Genomic DNA, 17,122 nt, shown 5'->3' on the forward strand with positions numbered 1-17,122 from the left:
CAGCGCCCCTGACGGGGCGCTTTGCTGACCGGGGCTTTAGAGCTTGCGGAGTCGCAGCCGTTGCACCTTGTGGTCGGGGCCCTTGCGGACGACCAGGGCGGCGCGGCCGCGGGTCGGGGCGATGTTCTCCACCAGGTTGGGCTTGTTGATGGTGCGCCAGAGACCGCGGGCGTAGTCGACGGCCTCCTCCTCGGACACCTGGGTGTACTTCCTGAAGTACGAGTCCGGGTTCTGGAAGGCGGTCGCGCGCAGCTTGCGGAACCGGTTGAGATACCAGTGTTCGATGTCCTCGGTGCTCGCGTCGACGTACACGCTGAAGTCGAAGTAGTCGGCGAGACCGACCCGGGTGCGGCCGTCCTGGCCGGGCAGGGCGGGCTGGAGGACGTTGAGGCCCTCGACGATCAGGATGTCCGGGCGGCGGACGGTGAGCCTGCGGTCCGGGACGATGTCGTAGATGAGGTGGGAGTAGACGGGGGCGGTGACCTCGTCCTTGCCGGCCTTGATGTCGGCGACGAAGCGGGTCAGGGCCCGGCGGTCGTACGACTCGGGGAAGCCCTTGCGCGACATCAGGCCGCGGGTTTCGAGCTCCTTGGTCGGGAGCAGGAAGCCGTCCGTCGTCACCAGCTCCACGCGCGGGTGTTCGGGCCAGCGCGAGAGCAGGGCCTGGAGGAGGCGGGCGACGGTGGACTTCCCGACGGCCACCGAGCCGGCGACACCTATGACGAACGGGGTGCCGGACTGGGAGCCCTGTTCGCCGAGGAAGGTGTTCAGGGCGCTTCTCAGGCCGTCCGTGGCACCGACGTACAGGTTGAGCAGGCGCGACAGCGGGAGATAGATGTCCCGCACCTCGTCGAGGTCGATGACGTCGCCGAGGCCGCGCAGCTTCTCGACCTCCTCGGCGGTGAGCGGCAGCGGCGTCTTGTCGCGCAGCGCGCTCCACTCGGAACGGGTGAGGTCGACGTAGGGAGTCGCCTCCGGCCTGTGCCGGTGGGCGCTCCGGGAGATCGGGGAGACCGGAGAGATCACATTCCATTGTTAACGGAGTTTGAACGGGGTGGGAGGTGGGGTCGGTCACGTGGGCGCCGTGGAGCCCTCAGCCCTCGCTGTCCGGCACGGCTCCGGAAGCCGTGCGCAGGGCGATGCTCCTGCCCGCCATCCGTGCGAGCGACTTCGCGCGCGCGACAAAGGTCTCCGGGTCGTCCATCCTGGCGGTCACCTGCGGTGGATAGATTTCGGAATCGACGTGACCGGGAAATATGTCGCGCAGTGCGGTCAGGACCTTCGTCTGATCGGGCTCCGGGAGTTCACCGATGAACACATGGCCCGATGCGGCGCCCGCGGCGATGTCGCGCCTGGCCCGGTCGTCCGCCACATGCCGGAGAACAAAAGCGGCCACCTCGTCGAAGAGGGAGGACGTGGCGAACCAGTTGAGGTCCTCTCCCGGCCCGCTTGACGGGAATGACACGAGCTTTGTCATCGCTTGCCTTCCTTCGTCACGAGTTACGAGCAGTGCGACCGGTGGACGCCGTACCGAACCTGCCACAGCCGGGCCGGGGGAGCGATGTGCCGTTGGCCGGTTCCGAACCACGGTTTAATTTCCGATTTCGGGCACGATGAGCCGTGTTCGGGCGGGGTTCGGCGCTTAGGCTGCCGCCCATGTGCGGAATCGTGGGATACGTGGGGGCGCAGTCGGCGCTCGATGTGGTGGTCGCCGGGCTCAAGCGGCTGGAGTACCGGGGTTACGACTCGGCGGGTGTCGCCGTGCTCGCGGACGGCGGGCTGGCCTCGGCGAAGAAGGCCGGCAAGCTGGTGAACCTGGAGAAGGAGCTGACGGAACGGCCGCTGCCGGCCGGTGCCACCGGCATCGGGCACACCCGCTGGGCCACACACGGCGGGCCGACGGACGCCAACGCGCATCCGCACCTCGACAACGCGGGCCGGGTCGCCGTCGTCCACAACGGGATCATCGAGAACTTCGCCGCGCTGCGCGGCGAGTTGGCGGAGCGCGGGCACGACCTCGCGTCCGAGACGGACACCGAGGTGGTCGCACACCTGCTGGCGGAGGAGTTCTCCGGCACCGCCGATCTCGCCGAGGCGATGCGGCTGGTGTGCCGGCGCCTGGAGGGCGCGTTCACGCTGGTCGCGGTGCACGCCGACGAGCCGGACGTGGTCGTGGGCGCGCGCCGGAACTCCCCGCTAGTGGTGGGCGTTGGAGAGGGCGAGGCCTTTCTCGCCTCGGACGTCGCCGCGTTCATCGCCCACACGCGGTCGGCGGTCGAGCTGGGCCAGGACCAGGTGGTGGAGCTGCGCCGGGACGGCGTGACGGTGACGGGCTTCGACGGCGCCCCGGCGGACGTCCGCTCGTACCACGTCGACTGGGACGCGTCGGCAGCGGAAAAGGGGGGTTATGACTACTTCATGCTCAAGGAGATCGCCGAGCAGCCCAAGGCGGTCGCCGATACGCTCCTGGGCCGCATCGACACCAACGGCTCGCTGACGCTGGACGAGGTCCGGATCGGCGCCGCCGAGCTCCGGGAGGTCGACAAGGTCGTCATCGTCGCGTGCGGTACGGCCTTCCACGCCGGCCTGATCGCCAAGTACGCCATCGAGCACTGGACGCGGATCCCGTGCGAGGTGGAGCTGGCGAGTGAATTCCGGTACCGGGACCCGATTCTGGACTCGCGCTCGCTGGTCATCGCCATCTCCCAGTCGGGCGAGACCATGGACACGCTCATGGCGCTCAGGCACGCCCGCGAGCAGGGCTCCAAGGTGCTGGCGATCTGCAACACCAACGGCTCGACGATCCCGCGCGAGTCGGACGCGGTGCTGTACACGCACGCCGGGCCGGAGGTCGCGGTCGCCTCGACGAAGGCGTTCCTGACCCAGCTGGTGGCCTGCTACCTGGTGGCGCTGTACCTCGGCCAGGTGCGGGGCACCAAGTGGGGCGACGAGATCAGCGCGGTGATCCGGGACCTCTCGCACATCTCCGGCGAGGTCGAGCGGGTGCTGGAGACCATGGAGCCGGTACGGGCGCTGGCGCGCTCCCTCGCCGACAAGAAGACGGTGCTGTTCCTCGGCCGGCACGTCGGATACCCGGTCGCCCTCGAAGGCGCCCTGAAGCTCAAGGAGCTGGCGTACATGCACGCCGAGGGCTTCGCGGCGGGCGAGCTGAAGCACGGGCCGATCGCGCTGATCGAGGAGGACCTGCCGGTGGTGGTCGTGGTCCCGTCACCGCGCGGCCGGTCCGTCCTGCACGACAAGATCGTGTCCAACATCCAGGAGATCCGGGCCCGGGGCGCCCGCACCATCGTGATCGCGGAGGAGGGCGACGAGGCGGTCGTTCCGTACGCCGACCACCTGATCCGGATCCCGGCCACCCCGACCCTGCTCCAGCCGCTGGTCGCCACGGTCCCGCTCCAGGTCTTCGCCTGCGAACTGGCCACGGCCCGGGGCAACGAGGTGGACCAGCCGCGCAACCTCGCCAAGTCGGTGACGGTGGAGTGAGGAGACCGCTCCGACGGCGAGGACTTCATCCTCGCCGTCGGGGCAGGGCGAGGGTCACAGCCGTGTGGCCGTGCGGATCAGCCCGGCGAGGGCGAGGGAACGGCTGTGCGCGGGCCACGCGATGTGGGTGACGACGGGTGGGGCGTCGGTCAGGGGGACGGCGGTGTGCTCGGCCCACAGCCACGCGCGGGCCGAGTCGGGCAGGACGGTCACGGTGCGTCCGAGGGCGATCAGCTGGGCCAGCTGTGTCTGGTCGTGGATCTCGGGGCCCGGGCCCGGTGGATACGTGCCGTGGCGGGGCCAGCGCGCGAGCGGAAGACCGGGGATGCCGCCGACGTCGGCCAGGGACAGCGACTTGTGTGCGGCGAGCGGATGCCCGGCGGGCAGGACGGCGATCTGCCCCTCGGTGGTCAGTTCCTCGCTGTCGAACCCGGCGAGGGAGTTGAACGGCGTGTGCATCAGCGCCACATCGGCGCGGCCGTCGCGCAGCATCCCTTCCTGCTCGCACAGGCCGCTCGGCAGCACCTCGATCTCGGCGGCGTCCGGCGCGGCCGCGTAGGCGTCGAGGAGCTTGTGCAGCAGTTCGTGAGAGGCGCCGGCCTTCACCGCCAGCACCAGGCGGTTGCGGGGGCCGGCCGGGCTGTCGGCGTCACCGGCACGACGGGTGCGGCGCGCGGCGGCGGTGGTCGCGTCCAGGGCTGCGCGGCCCTCGTGCAGCAGCACCTCTCCGGCGGCGGTCAGCCAGACGCCGCGGCGGTTGCGTTTCAGCAGGCAGACGCCGAGGCGCCGCTCCAGCTGCTGGATCGCCCGGGACAGCGGCGGCTGGGCCATGCCGAGGCGCTCGGCGGCGCGGCCGAAGTGCAGTTCCTCGGCGACGGCCAGGAAGTACCTCAGCTCGCGGGTCTCCAAGGTGTCCATGGCCACAACCTACCTCGGTGATACCCACCGGGTATGACAGTGCACTGCGGCGGTATTGGATGCGCCACCTGTCCGCGGGCGAACATCGACGGCATGACCGTGAACACACCCTCCGCGTCACTGCCCGGCGGTACCTGGACCCTGGGCGATCTGACCGTCACCCGCCTCGGCTACGGCGCCATGCAGCTCGCCGGCCCCGGGGTCATGGGCCCGCCCGCCGACCACGACGGCGCGCTCGCCGTCCTGCGCGAGGCCGTCGGCCTCGGGATCACCCATATGGACACCGCCGGTGCATACGGGCCACGGGTCACCAACCGGTTGATCCGTGAAGCGCTGCACCCCTATTCCGCGTCGCTGCACATCGTGACCAAGGTCGGCGCGGTCCGCGACCGGCAGGGCGGCTGGCTTCCCGCCCGGCAGCCCGAGGACCTGCGCCGCGCCGTTCACGAGAACCTCGAGGACCTCGGCCTCGACTCGCTCGACGTGGTCAATCTCCGGCTCGGCGACGCTCAAGGGCTCCAGCCCGGCTCGCTCGCCGAGCCCTTCGAGGCCCTCGCCGAACTCCGGCGGCAGGGCCTGGTCCGGCACCTCGGAGTAAGCAATGTGACGGCGGAACAGATCGCCGAGGCGCAGGCGATCGCGCCGATCGTGTGCGTCCAGAACATGTACAACCTCGCCTACCGCCAGGACGACGACCTGATCGACGATCTCGCCGGACAGGGCATCGCCTACGTGCCCTTCTTCCCGCTCGGCGGCTTCACCCCGCTGCAGTCCACGGCACTTTCCGCGGTGGCCGCCAGGCTGGACGCGACGCCGATGTCGGTCGCCCTGGCCTGGCTGCTGCGGCGGTCGCCGAACATCCTGCTCATTCCCGGCACCTCGTCGGTGGCGCACCTGCGGGAGAACGTCGCCGGCGCGGGACTCCCGCTCTCCGACGCGGACCTTGCCGAGCTGGACAAGATCGGCCACTAGCGGGACACGGCCCGGCCCGCGGGTGTCTGACGGGTCGTAAGGTGCTTCGGTGAGCATCATCGGAGTGGGTATCGACGTCGCCGAGATCGACCGGTTCCGGGAGTCGCTGGAGCGGACTCCCGGGCTGGCCGGGCGGCTCTTCGTCCAGCGGGAGCTGTTCCTGCCGAGCGGCGAGCGGCGCGGTGTCGCCTCGCTCGCGGCGCGGTTCGCGGCCAAGGAGGCGTTGGCCAAGGCTTTGGGGGCGCCGCCCGGGCTGCTCTGGACGGACGCGGAGGTCGTCGTCGAGGACAGCGGACGGCCGCGCCTGCAGGTGAAGGGGAGCGTGGCCGCCTGCGCGGCGGAACTCGGCGTGCGGTCGTGGCATGTGTCGCTCAGTCACGACGCCGGCGTGGCGTCGGCGGTGGTGATCGCGGAGGGGTGACCCGGGCGGGGCGGGGCGGATGCGCGTCCCGTCGGTTCCGGGGGAGACTCGGGGCATGCGGACTGCTTACAGCGTGGAGACGGTACGGGCGGCCGAGCGGGAGTTGATGGCGCGGCTGCCGGAAGGGGCGCTGATGCAGCGGGCCGCCGCCGGGCTGGCCGCCGCCTGCGCCGACCTGCTCGGACGGGTGTACGGCAGCCGGGTGGTCCTGCTGGTCGGCAGCGGGGACAACGGCGGGGACGCGCTGTACGCCGGGGCGCGGCTCGCGCGGAGAGGCGCGGGGGTCGCGGCGGTGCTGCTCGCGCCGGAGCGCACGCACGCGGGTGGGCTGGCGGCACTGCGCCGGGCCGGGGGGACCGTGGTACGGGACGGTGGCGCCGAGGAGTCGGTCCTGCGGGCCGATCTCGTCGTCGACGGGATCGTGGGGATCGGCGGGAAGGGCGGGCTGCGGCCCGAGGCGGCGGGGCTGGTGGCGGTCGTGGAGCGGTCGCGGGCCGCCGTCGTCGCCGTGGACCTGCCGAGCGGGGTGGAGGCGGACACCGGTGAGGTGCGGGGGGCGGCCGTACGGGCCGACCTCACCGTGACGTTCGGGACGCACAAGCCGGGGCTGCTGATCGATCCGGCGCGGGAGTACGCCGGTTCGGTACGGCTGGTCGACATCGGTCTTGAACTTCCCGCCGAGGCCGAGCTGGAGGCGTTGCAGGACGTGGACGTGGCGCGGCTGCTGCCGGCGCCGTCGGCGGAGAGCGACAAGTACCGGCGGGGGGTGGTGGGCATCGTGGCCGGGTCGGCGCGTTATCCGGGGGCGGCCGTGCTGGCCGTCGCGGGGGCGTTGCGGGGCGGGGCCGGGGCCGTGCGGTACGTCGGGCCGGCCAAGGACGAGGTGCTGGCCCGCTTTCCCGAGGCGCTGGTGTCGGACGGAGGGCCGCGCAAGGCCGGGCGGGTGCAGGCGTGGGTGGCCGGACCGGGCGTCGGGGACGACGCCGAGGCCGTCGCCGAGGCGCTCGCGGAGGAGGTGCCGGTGCTGGTCGACGCCGACGGGCTGCGGCTCGCTGACCGGGACGTGGTACGCGGCCGTACGGCGCCGACCCTGATGACGCCTCACGCCGGGGAGGCGGCCGCCCTGTTGGGGGTACGACGGGAGGAGGTCGAGGCCGGCCGGCTCGCGGCGGTGCGGGAACTGGCGGCGGCCTATCGGGCCACCGTGCTGCTGAAGGGGTCGACGACGCTGGTGGCGGCGGACGGGGGAGGGGCGGCCGTTCGCGTGAACGCGACGGGGACGCCCTGGCTCGCCACCGCCGGGAGCGGGGACGTGCTGTCGGGGCTGGCGGGGTCGTTGCTGGCGTCGGGGCTTTCGGGGAGGGACGCCGGGAGTGTGGCGGCTTACCTGCACGGGCTCGCGGGGCGGTTCGCGGCGGAGGGGGCGCCGACGGTTGCGCATGCGGTGGCGGCGGAGTTGCCGTCGGCCTGGCGGGGAGTCTTCCCACCCGCCCACCCGACTCGGTAGGCCGGGCCCGCACCGTCACGGGGCTCCGCCCCGGACCCCGTCGGCCTACGGCCTCGTCCTCAAACGCCGGACGGGCTGGTGGGGTGGGGATTCGGGTGCGGCGCCGTCGGGGCTGGTCGCGCCCACGCGGCGGCAGCCGCAAATCGATACAGCCCCGCGCCCCTTACGGGGCGCTGCCCCGTGCCTCCTTGCGGGGCGCTGCCCCGTGCCTCCTTGCGGGGCGCTGCCCCGTGCCTCCTTGCGGGGCGCTGCCCCGTGCCCCCTTACGGGGCGCTGCCCCGTGCCCCCTTGCGGGCCGCTGTGTCCGCCCCGTGCATCCCCCGGGTGACCTCACCGCGCGGCACCCCTGAATCCGGGGTCCTGCGGGGTTGTCTGATCGCATGATCAGTGGACGAATCGTGTGCAAGCGGGGTGGGCTTGCGCGGGGTGCCGCAGGGAGCCTCGTCGCCGCTGTGGCCGTTCTCTCGCTCGGTGCCGGAACAGGGGTTGCGGACACCGGCGTGCCCGAACCGACCGCCGCCGTCCCCGAGTCGGACCTGGTGCCGGGGGTCGCGCCCGGACCCTCGCAGCCCTGGCAGATCGACACCCCCGACCAGGTGCTGGCGCCCAAGGTGTACACGCCCAGCGTCAAGGAGGACGCCGTCGAGCCGAAGGCGGCGGCGCCGGGGACGTACGACCTCATCGAGTACGTGCCGCTCAGCGACGCAGTCTCCAAGGTGAGCTGCTCCAAGCTGACCGGGCCGTATCAGAAGCAGATCGAGCAGTGGCTGAAGCTGAAGGTGGACGGGAGGCAGTCCACCACCGACTGCAAGGCCATCCAGAAGTTCCAGAAGCAGTACAAGATCAAGCCGGCGATCGGGTTCGCGGGGCCCGTGACCTGGTACCAGATGATGCTCCTCTCGGCGAAGAAGAACCCGAACGCCAAGAAGAACTGCCCCGTGAAGTCGTACCGGGTCGCCTGCGTCGATCTCAACCGGCAGGTCACCTGGGTGCAGAAGGGCAGCAAGGTGATCTACGGGCCCGTGCAGATGCGGAGCGGGCGGAAGGGGTACGCGACCCGGGCCGGGTGGCACGCCGTCTACTGGCGGCACAAGAACCACTGGTCGACCCTGTACAACTCGCCCATGCCGTACGCCCAGTTCTTCGACGGCGGACAGGCCTTCCACGCCGTCTACGGCTCCATCTACACCACCATCGGCTCCTGGGGCTGTGTGAACCTCAAGCTCGGCGACGCCAAGAAGCTGTGGAGCGTGCTGAAGAAGGGGGACAAGGTGTACGTGTGGGGGCATCGGACCGGCACCTGACCGGGGGAGCGACCGGTGCGTGGGCTGGTGCGTGCGCCCGTGGGCTGCGGGTGTCCATGGGCGGCCGGGCGTCGTACCAGGGGCTGTGCCGGAGGGTTGTCGGAGGCCTCTGAGACACTGGGGGCGCGATGAGTGATACACCGATTGCGCCGACTGCACCGACGGCGCCCCTGCGCGCCCGCGCCGAGATCGATCTGGCCGCCCTGCGGGCCAACGCGCGGACCCTGCGTGCCCTCGCGCCGGACGCGGCCCTGATGGCCGTGGTGAAGTCCGACGCGTACGGCCACGGGGCCGTCCGGTGTGCCCGCGCGGCCGTCGAGGCGGGCGCGAGCTGGCTCGGTACGGCCACCCCGGAGGAGGCGCTGGCGCTGCGCGCGGACCCCGGGCTGCCGGCGGACGTGCGGATCATGTGCTGGCTGTGGACGCCGGGCGGCCCGTGGCGGGAGGCGATCGAGGCCGGTCTCGACGTGTCGGTGAGCGGGATGTGGGCCCTGCGGGAGGTGACCGAGGCGGCCCGGGAAGCCGGTCGCCCCGCGCGCGTGCAGCTCAAGGGCGACACCGGGCTCGGGCGCAACGGCTGCCAGCCCGCCGACTGGCCCGAGCTGGTCCGCGAGGCGCTGCGCGCCGAGGCGGCGGGGCTGGTCCGGATCACCGGACTGTGGTCGCACTTCGCCTGCGCCGACGAGCCCGGCCACCCCTCCATCGCCGCCCAGCTCACCCTCTTCCGCGAGATGCTCGGATACGCCGAGGAGCAGGGCGTGCGCCCCGAGGTGCGGCACATCGCCAACTCGCCGGCCACCCTCACCCTCCCCGAGGCCCACTTCGACCTCGTCCGTACGGGCATCGCGCTCTACGGCCTCTCGCCCAGCCCCGAGCTGGGCAGTGCGGCCGACTTCGGCCTGCGCCCCGTGATGACGCTGTCCGCCTCCCTCGCCCTGGTGAAGCACGTACCGGGCGGGCACGGGGTCAGCTATGGGCACCACTACGTCACGCCGGGCGAGACCACCCTCGGACTCGTCCCCGTCGGCTACGCGGACGGCATCCCGCGCCACGCCTCCGGTACCGGGCCCGTGCTGGTCGGCGGCAAGTGGCGGACGGCCGCCGGGCGCATCGCCATGGACCAGTTCGTCGTGGACCTCGGCGGCGACGAGCCCGAAGTCGGTGCGGAGGCCGTGCTGTTCGGTCCGGGCGACCGGGGCGAGCCCACCGCCGAGGACTGGGCCCAGGCCGCGGGCACGATCGCCTACGAAATCGTCACCCGCATCGGAACCCGGGTTCCCCGCGTCTATGTGAACGAGGAACCGAGTGGGCAAGAACCAGGGGACGGCGCCTGACCCTCGGGGTTCGACGGCGGCACAACCCGGTTACACCTGTAACAGCAGTATCACCGGCAACAGCCATCTCATCAGCATCACCCGTGTCACCGAAGCAGCGAACTGCAGTACGGCGAAGAGGAGCGGTACGTGAGCGAGAGCAGTGCGGAGGCCGTAGCGGACGCCGCCGCGGCGGCCGTCGTCGCCTCGGCCACGGGGGCGGCCTCCGGCAGCTGGCGCAAGGTGACGGGCGTCGCCGGAGCCGCCATAGGAGTGCTCGCCGCCGGCGCGGCCGCCGGGGTCGCCGTGGAGCGGATGACCGTCGGCCGCGGGATGCGCCGCAAGGCCCGTCTCGCACTGGACTCGGCGGGCCCGTACGGCACCCTGCGCGGCACGCCCGGCAAGGCGTACGCCGACGACGGCACCGAGCTGTACTACGAGGTCGACGAGGTGGAACCCGACCTCGGCCCCGCCGTCTCGCCGCGCCGCCGCCGGCTTTTCGGCCGCAAGGCGCCCGCGCCCGTGACCGTCGTCTTCAGCCACGGCTACTGCCTCAACCAGGACTCCTGGCACTTCCAGCGGGCGGCCCTGCGCGGGGTCGTCCGCACCGTGCACTGGGACCAGCGCAGCCACGGCCGCTCCGGGCGGGGCGTCGCCCAGCACGAGGACGGGGTGGAGCTCACCATCGACCAGCTGGGCCGGGACCTGAAGACCGTCCTGGACGCGGCCGTGCCGGAGGGGCCGATCGTGCTGGTCGGGCACTCCATGGGCGGCATGACCGTGATGGCGCTGGCCGCGCAGTATCCCGAGCTGATCCGGGACCGGGTGGTCGCCACCGCCTTCGTCGGTACGTCGTCCGGGCGGCTCGGCGAGGTCAACTTCGGGCTGCCGATGGCCGGTGTCAACGCGGTGCGCCGGGTGCTGCCCGGTGTGCTGAAGGCGCTGGGGACACAGGCCGCGCTGGTGGAGAAGGGGCGGCGGGTCACCGCCGATCTCTTCGCCGGGATCATCAAGCGGTACTCGTTCGCGTCCAAGGACGTCGACCCGGCCGTGGAGCGGTTCGCGGAGCGGATGATCGAGTCGACGCCGATCGACGTGGTCGCCGAGTTCTACCCGGCCTTCGTCGACCACGACAAGACGGCCGCGCTCGCCTACTTCCAGGATCTGCCGGTGCTGGTGCTGGCCGGGGTGCAGGACCTCGTCACGCCCAGCGAGCACAGCGAGGTCATCGCCGACCTGCTGCCCGACGCCGAACTGGTGCTCGTCCCGGACGCCGGGCACCTGGTCATGCTGGAACACCCGGAAGTGGTCACCGACCGCCTCGCCGACCTGCTCACCCGCGCGGGTGCCGTGCCGGCAGGGGCTACGGTAAGTGGCTATGGAAGCACCAGCAGCACGGCACAGCCAGGCTGAGACCGAGTTGATCGTGACCTCCCCCGAGCAGATGGGGGAGCTGGGCCGCCGACTGGCGAAGTTGCTGCGCGCCGGTGACCTCGTGATGCTCAGCGGGGAGCTCGGCGCCGGCAAGACGACGCTGACGCGGGGACTGGGCGAGGGGCTCGGTGTGCGCGGGGCCATCACGTCTCCGACGTTCGTCATCGCCCGCGTGCATCCGTCCCTGGGGGGCGGGCCGCCGCTCGTCCACGTCGACGCGTACCGCCTGGGCGGCGGGCTCGACGAGATGGAGGACCTGGACCTCGATGTCTCGCTGCCCGAGTCGGTGATCGTCGTGGAGTGGGGCGAGGGCAAGGTCGAGGAGCTGACCGACGACCGGCTCATGGTCCGGATCCACAGGGCGGTCGGGGACACCGCCGACGAGGTACGGCACGTGACCCTGACGGGGCGGGGGGAGCGGTGGGGCGCGGTGGATCTGGGGGTGCTGTCGGCCTGAGGACCGTGTGAACGTTCCGACAAGGCGTCGGCAAGATATTGCGCCGGACGTATCGGGCGTGGTCACATGGTATCCAGCCAGTAGTTAGGTGTACCTAACTACATCCGCCCCCGCACTTCAGGAGGCGCCCGTGTCCGTGTCCCAGTCCGAGGAGCGGCGACCGGTCGCGGTCGCCGGGGTTCCCGGGGTCTCCATGCGTGAGCTTCTGGCGTCGTGTGTGGCGGCCGACGCGGTGTCTCGGCCGCCGAGAGCGCCGGAGTTGCCTGTGAAGCCGGTTGAGCAGGGCCGTAAAGCTGCCTAGGCGGGTTCGGCCGGTGGGTCGCTGCGGGCCGGTGGGGGCTTGTCGCGCAGTTCCCCGCGCCCCTTTCGGGGCGCGTTCCTGAGGGCGTTGCAAAGATCCGCTCAGCGGATCACGATCACCTTCACGCCGATCGTCGCGAAGTTCCACATCGCGTTGCCGTCCGGGCGGGTCTCGCGGATGCCGCCGGTTTTCACCATGGGGTCGGGGGGCTCGGCGGCGCGTTGTGCGGTGACCGCGCTGAAGCCGATGGCCGAGCCGTCCTTCGTGGTGGCGAAGCGGACCACGTGTTCGATGGGGAGGCCGTCCGTGCCCGTGATCGCCTTGGAGCGGGACGTCACCCAGTAGGCGCCCGTGGCCGGGTCGACGGTGCCGGGGTTCACCTTGAAGGTGCGCTCGACGCGGCCCCGCTCGTTGACGAGCCAGACCCGGTCGTCGTCCACCGAGTACACCACCCGTTCACCCGTACCGGAACTGTTCGGCAGGGCGGTGGGGTGGCGGTGGTCCCGGGGTGCCTTGGCGGCCGGTGCGCCGGGCGCGGGGCTCGCCGCCGACCTGCTGCCGAGACCGGGCGGGACGGTGGCCGAGGCCTGGTAGGCGAGGAAACCGACCGCCCCGACAGCGGCCGCGGTGAGGCCGGCCACGACTCCCGCGCTGGTCCCTGCCACGTGCGCCACCTCTGCCTTGCCGTAGGGCCTTGCACAGGCCCCCGCCGTATATGTCGTACTTCGTACAGACCGTAGCAGCCAGTGACCGTCGGTCCCCGGCGGCCGTGCTCGCGGCGCCGGAGCCGTAGGCTGTTCGCGTGCTCTTGCTCGCTCTGGATACCGCCACCCCCGCCGTCACCGTCGCCCTGCACGACGGCACGGCCGTCATCGCCTCGTCGAGCCAGGTGGACGCGCGCCGGCACGGCGAGCTGCTGCTGCCGGCCGTCGACCGCGTCCTCGCCGAGGCAGGGGTCAAGCTGGACGCCGTCACCGGGATCGTCACAGGCATCGGTCCCGGCCCCTACACCGGCCTGCGGGTCGGTCTGATGACCGCGGACACCTTCGGGCTCGCGCTCGGCGTGCCCGTCCACGGCCTGTGCACGCTCGACGGGCTCGCCTACGCGGCCGACATCGAGAAGGGCCCGTTCGTCGTCGCGACCGACGCCCGCCGCAAAGAGGTCTACTGGGCGGTGTACGAGGACTCGCGCACCCGGCGTACGGATCCCGCCGTCGACCGGCCCGCCGACATCGCCGAGAAGGTGGCCGGACTGCCCGCCGTCGGCGCCGGGGCGCTGCTCTACCCCGACACCTTCCCGGTCGCGCACGAGCCCGAGCACGTCTCCGCCGCGGCCCTGGCGTCGCTCGCCGCCGAGAAGCTGGCCGCCGGGGAGGAACTGCCCGAGCCCCGGCCGCTGTATCTGCGCCGGCCGGACGCCCAGGTGCCCAAGAACTACAAGGTGGTCACGCCCAAGTGACCGCACAGCTGCGCGAGATGCGCTGGTGGGACATCGACCCGGTCCTGGAGCTTGAGAAGGACCTGTTCCCCGAGGACGCCTGGTCGCGGGGGATGTTCTGGTCCGAACTGGCGCATGCCAGGGGCCCCGAGGCGACCCGGCGGTACCTGGTGGCCCTGGAGGACGACCGGGTCGTCGGGTACGGGGGGCTCGCCGCCCAGGGCGGCACCGCCTCCGACACCGGCACCGCTGCGGTGGGCGACATCCAGACCATCGCCGTACGCCGTGACCAGTGGGGCACCGGGCTCGGCGGGGAGCTGCTCACCGAGCTGCTGCGGGCCGCGACCGCCTTCGAGTGCGCCGAGGTCCTGCTCGAATGCCGGGTCGACAACATCCGCGCCCAGAAGCTGTACGAGCGGTTCGGCTTCGAGCCCATCGGGTTCAGACGCGGCTACTACCAGCCGGGGAACGTGGACGCCCTGGTGATGCGCCTGACGACCGGGCAGCCCGGCAGTGGCTCCGCCTCCGGGCCCACCTCCGAAGAAGGAACCGAGACCAATGGCTGACGAACCCCTGGTGCTGGGGATCGAGACCTCCTGCGACGAGACCGGCGTCGGCATCGTCCGGGGCACCACCCTGCTCGCCGACGCCATCGCCTCCTCCGTCGACGAGCACGCCCGCTTCGGCGGGGTCGTCCCCGAGGTGGCGTCCAGGGCGCATCTGGAGGCGATGGTCCCGACCATCGAGCGTGCCCTGAAGGACGCCGGGGTGAGCGCCAAGGACCTCGACGGCATCGCGGTCACGGCCGGCCCCGGCCTGGCCGGCGCGCTGCTGGTCGGCGTCTCGGCGGCGAAGGCGTACGCATACGCGCTCGGCAAGCCGCTCTACGGCGTCAACCACCTCGCCTCCCACATCTGCGTCGACCAGCTGGAACACGGTCCGCTGCCCGAGCCGACGATGGCCCTGCTGGTCTCCGGCGGCCACTCCTCCCTCCTCCTCTCCTCGGACATCACCTCCGACGTACGGCCGCTCGGCGCGACCATCGACGACGCGGCCGGCGAGGCCTTCGACAAGATCGCGCGCGTGCTGAACCTGGGCTTCCCGGGCGGCCCGGTCATCGACCGGTACGCGAAGGAGGGCGACCCCTCGGCGATCACCTTCCCGCGCGGCCTCACCGGCCCGCGCGACCCCGCCTACGACTTCTCCTTCTCCGGTCTCAAGACGTCTGTGGCCCGCTGGATCGAGGCCAAGCGGGCGGCCGGCGAGGAGGTCCCGGTCCGCGACGTGTCCGCCTCCTTCCAGGAGGCCGTCGTGGACGTCCTGACCCGCAAGGCCGTCCGGGCCTGCCGTGACGAGGGCGTCGACCACCTGATGATCGGCGGCGGCGTCGCCGCCAACTCCCGGCTGCGCGCCCTCGCGCAGGAGCGCTGCGAGGCCGCCGGTATCCGGCTCCGCGTGCCCCGCCCGAAGCTGTGCACGGACAACGGCGCGATGGTGGCCGCCCTCGGCGCGGAGATGGTCGCCCGCAATCGGACTCCGTCCGGCTGGGACCTCTCGGCGGACAGTTCGCTCCCGGTGACGGACCCGCACGTCCCCGGCAACCACGACCACGATCACGTCCACGAGGTCAGCAAGGAGAACCTGTACTCGTGACGGTCGCGACGATGTGGGAGGCGCGGGCGGCGGAGGGCCGGGGCGCGGAACTGGTCGCGTGGGCGCGCGAGCAGAAGCTCCCCGAGGCCCCGTTGCGCCGGGAGACCTTCCGGGCACCGCAGGACCGGGTGCTGGTCATCACGTGGTGGGAGGCGTCGTACGACGACTCGGACATCCCCGAACTCCCCGATCCGCCCGGTGACTTGGTCACCCGGCCGGTACACCGCTGGCGGTTCGAGTCGGTGGGCGACACCCCCTAGAGGGCAGCGGCGAGTTCTCGGACGGCTGTCACGCGGGCAGCGCCAAAAGGCTGAGCCGCACCCGACACGACGTCGGTCACCCGAGCGCCGGACGGGCGAGATGGATAACTGGATTTCCACACAACCAGTGAGCCGCCCGCCCTCGCAGTGTGGCTTCGCGACTTGGCCGAACGGGTCGGCTCACCGACCCGTTCGGAGGGTAGATGCACGTACCCCGCGCCTTGCGTCCGATCGTTGCCGTCGCCTCGGTGGGAGCGGCTCTGATGGCCTCCCCGGCGTGGTCCGCCACGCCGGCCGCCGGCACCGTACCCAAGCCCACCGTCCATACGGGGGCCACTCGGTCCCCTGACTCCGGCCCCGCGGTGCACCATGACACCTCGCCACCGCTGCGAGAGCTGTGGAAGAGATCCAGGACGTTTCGGTCCACCCCTCAGGTCGTGCCCCGCGGAAAGGCGTCGCGCCCGCCCCTCGCCAAGGCCGGCGGCCGGGACCGGATCCGGCTGGGCGTCAATTTCGAGGGCATCCGGGAAGGCGGCGGCACCCCACCCGACCCCAACGCCTCGGTGGGCTCCCGCCAGCTTGTGGAGATCACCAACTTCGAGCTCGCGGTGTACTCCAAGTCCGGTGCCACGCTGCTGGGACCGCTCACGACCCAGACCCTGTTCAAAGGGTTCGGCGGACCGTGCGAGAACGCTTCGACGGAGGCCCTCGGGGACCCCGAAGTCCGCTGGGACTCCTTGGCCCACCGCTGGATCATCAACCAGTTCGCCAGTGACGTGGCGACCAACACGAACCGGCTGTGCGTGGCCGTGTCCCGCACCGAGGACGCGACCGGCCAGTACTACCGCTACGCCTTCGGGTACCGGAACCTCCCCGACCATCCGAAGTTCGCGGTGTGGCCGGACGCCTACTACGTGAACGCCACCGCGGCCGGTTCGCTCTTCGAATCGTGCGCCTGGGACCGGAAGAGGATGCTGCGCGGAGCCGACGCCGACCAGCAGTGCTTCAACGTCCCGGCATCGACCATCCCGATCGGCTCGGACCTCGACGGCACGACCCCGCCCCCGCGGGGCGAGCCCAACCTGCTGATCAACCTCGGCCCCACGCACGACAGCCTGCAGTACTGGCGGTTCCACGCGGACTGGAAGAACCACGACCGCACCACCCTCGCGGGACCGTACCGACTGCGGGTGGCCCCCTACACCCCGGCCTGCGCGAGCACCGATCCCACCCAGTGCGTCCCCCAGGCCGGCACCACCCAGAAACTGGACTCGCTCTCCTACTCGCCCATGTACCGGTTCGCGTACCGCAACTTCGGCGACCACGAGTCCCTGGTCGTCAACCACGCGGTCGACGCCCGCGGCGGCGTCGGCGTGCGCTGGTACGAACTGGGGCTGCGCAACGGCCGGCCGGTCGTCCGCCAGCAGAACACCTACGCCCCGGACTCCACATACCGGTGGATGGGCTCCGCGGCCATGAACAGGAACGGCGACATCGCCCTCGGATACTCGCAGTCGTCCTCCCGGACGCATCCCTCGATCCGCATCACCGGACGTCTGGCGAACGACCCGCCGAACCTGATGACGTTCCGCGAAACCACCGTGTGGACCGGCGCGGGCTCCCAGACCGGGAGCAACCGC

The 17,122-nt window shown here is 71.8% G+C and carries 17 protein-coding genes; 13 read left to right on the forward strand and 4 right to left on the reverse strand.

What is annotated here, in order from left to right; genetic code table 11:
• Nucleotides 1-36: 36 nt before the first annotated feature.
• On the reverse strand, nucleotides 37-1,026 hold the full coding sequence (coaA, locus tag KVT45_RS47895; protein WP_217558424.1) for a type I pantothenate kinase: 990 nt from the start codon (nucleotides 1,024-1,026) through the stop codon (nucleotides 37-39).
• Nucleotides 1,027-1,093: 67 nt separating this feature from the next.
• Entirely contained in the window at nucleotides 1,094-1,477 is a 384-nt protein-coding gene (locus tag KVT45_RS47900) for a hypothetical protein (RefSeq protein WP_217558426.1), read from the reverse strand.
• A 179-nt stretch (nucleotides 1,478-1,656) separates the two neighbouring features.
• Here KVT45_RS47900 and glmS point away from each other — a divergent pair, with 179 nt between their 5' ends.
• A complete protein-coding gene (gene glmS, locus KVT45_RS47905; protein ID WP_217558434.1) occupies nucleotides 1,657-3,504 on the forward strand; it encodes a glutamine--fructose-6-phosphate transaminase (isomerizing) in 1,848 nt (615 codons plus the stop codon).
• 54 nt (nucleotides 3,505-3,558) lie between these two features.
• On the opposite strand, the gene KVT45_RS47910 is transcribed toward glmS, so the two are convergent.
• A complete protein-coding gene (locus KVT45_RS47910; protein ID WP_217558443.1) occupies nucleotides 3,559-4,422 on the reverse strand; it encodes a LysR family transcriptional regulator in 864 nt (287 codons plus the stop codon).
• Between the two features lie 99 nt (nucleotides 4,423-4,521).
• On the opposite strand from KVT45_RS47910, the gene KVT45_RS47915 reads away from it, so the two are divergent.
• The 7 genes from KVT45_RS47915 to tsaE all read left to right on the forward strand — a co-directional run bounded on the left by KVT45_RS47915 (nucleotide 4,522) and on the right by tsaE (nucleotide 11,830).
• The gene (locus KVT45_RS47915) at nucleotides 4,522-5,394 is read left to right on the forward strand and encodes an aldo/keto reductase family oxidoreductase (protein ID WP_308311096.1); all 873 of its coding nucleotides are present in this window, start codon (nucleotides 4,522-4,524) and stop codon (nucleotides 5,392-5,394) included.
• A gap of 49 nt (nucleotides 5,395-5,443) precedes the next feature.
• Entirely contained in the window at nucleotides 5,444-5,815 is a 372-nt protein-coding gene (locus KVT45_RS47920; protein WP_217558445.1) for a holo-ACP synthase, read from the forward strand.
• 55 nt (nucleotides 5,816-5,870) lie between these two features.
• Complete coding sequence (locus tag KVT45_RS47925) at nucleotides 5,871-7,322, forward strand: NAD(P)H-hydrate dehydratase (RefSeq protein WP_217558447.1); 1,452 nt, start codon at nucleotides 5,871-5,873, stop codon at nucleotides 7,320-7,322.
• A 500-nt stretch (nucleotides 7,323-7,822) separates the two neighbouring features.
• A complete protein-coding gene (locus KVT45_RS47930; RefSeq protein ID WP_308311093.1) occupies nucleotides 7,823-8,626 on the forward strand; it encodes a L,D-transpeptidase in 804 nt (267 codons plus the stop codon).
• 128 nt (nucleotides 8,627-8,754) lie between these two features.
• Nucleotides 8,755-9,960 (forward strand): alanine racemase, encoded by a 1,206-nt coding sequence (alr, locus tag KVT45_RS47935; RefSeq protein ID WP_217558451.1) that lies wholly within the window; start codon nucleotides 8,755-8,757, stop codon nucleotides 9,958-9,960.
• A gap of 129 nt (nucleotides 9,961-10,089) precedes the next feature.
• A complete protein-coding gene (locus KVT45_RS47940; protein ID WP_217558460.1) occupies nucleotides 10,090-11,352 on the forward strand; it encodes an alpha/beta fold hydrolase in 1,263 nt (420 codons plus the stop codon).
• A complete protein-coding gene (gene tsaE, locus KVT45_RS47945) occupies nucleotides 11,318-11,830 on the forward strand; it encodes a tRNA (adenosine(37)-N6)-threonylcarbamoyltransferase complex ATPase subunit type 1 TsaE (RefSeq protein ID WP_217558470.1) in 513 nt (170 codons plus the stop codon). The genes KVT45_RS47940 and tsaE overlap by 35 nt, the downstream gene beginning before the upstream one ends.
• Nucleotides 11,831-12,232: 402 nt before the next feature.
• On the opposite strand, the gene KVT45_RS47950 is transcribed toward tsaE, so the two are convergent.
• Complete coding sequence (locus tag KVT45_RS47950) at nucleotides 12,233-12,796, reverse strand: hypothetical protein (protein WP_217558472.1); 564 nt, start codon at nucleotides 12,794-12,796, stop codon at nucleotides 12,233-12,235.
• A gap of 137 nt (nucleotides 12,797-12,933) precedes the next feature.
• Between KVT45_RS47950 and tsaB the strand changes: the two genes are divergently transcribed.
• The 5 genes from tsaB to KVT45_RS47975 form a co-directional block, all read left to right on the forward strand.
• A complete protein-coding gene (tsaB, locus tag KVT45_RS47955) occupies nucleotides 12,934-13,590 on the forward strand; it encodes a tRNA (adenosine(37)-N6)-threonylcarbamoyltransferase complex dimerization subunit type 1 TsaB (RefSeq protein ID WP_217558481.1) in 657 nt (218 codons plus the stop codon).
• Between the two features lie 17 nt (nucleotides 13,591-13,607).
• Nucleotides 13,608-14,135: a ribosomal protein S18-alanine N-acetyltransferase gene (gene rimI / locus KVT45_RS47960; RefSeq protein ID WP_217558628.1), complete on the forward strand. Its 528-nt coding sequence runs from the start codon at nucleotides 13,608-13,610 to the stop codon at nucleotides 14,133-14,135.
• The gene (gene tsaD, locus KVT45_RS47965) at nucleotides 14,128-15,222 is read left to right on the forward strand and encodes a tRNA (adenosine(37)-N6)-threonylcarbamoyltransferase complex transferase subunit TsaD (RefSeq protein WP_217558490.1); all 1,095 of its coding nucleotides are present in this window, start codon (nucleotides 14,128-14,130) and stop codon (nucleotides 15,220-15,222) included. The genes rimI and tsaD overlap by 8 nt, the downstream gene beginning before the upstream one ends.
• Nucleotides 15,219-15,482 (forward strand): hypothetical protein, encoded by a 264-nt coding sequence (locus tag KVT45_RS47970; RefSeq protein WP_217558492.1) that lies wholly within the window; start codon nucleotides 15,219-15,221, stop codon nucleotides 15,480-15,482. Before tsaD ends, KVT45_RS47970 begins: the two co-directional genes overlap by 4 nt.
• Nucleotides 15,483-15,919: 437 nt before the next feature.
• Nucleotides 15,920-17,122: hypothetical protein (locus KVT45_RS47975; RefSeq protein ID WP_217558500.1), on the forward strand; the 1,203-nt coding region annotated here is incomplete at its 3' end.

This window comes from Streptomyces sp. GbtcB6 (genome assembly GCF_019091475.1).
Taxonomy (GTDB): Bacteria; Actinomycetota; Actinomycetes; order Streptomycetales; family Streptomycetaceae; genus Streptomyces; species Streptomyces hyaluromycini.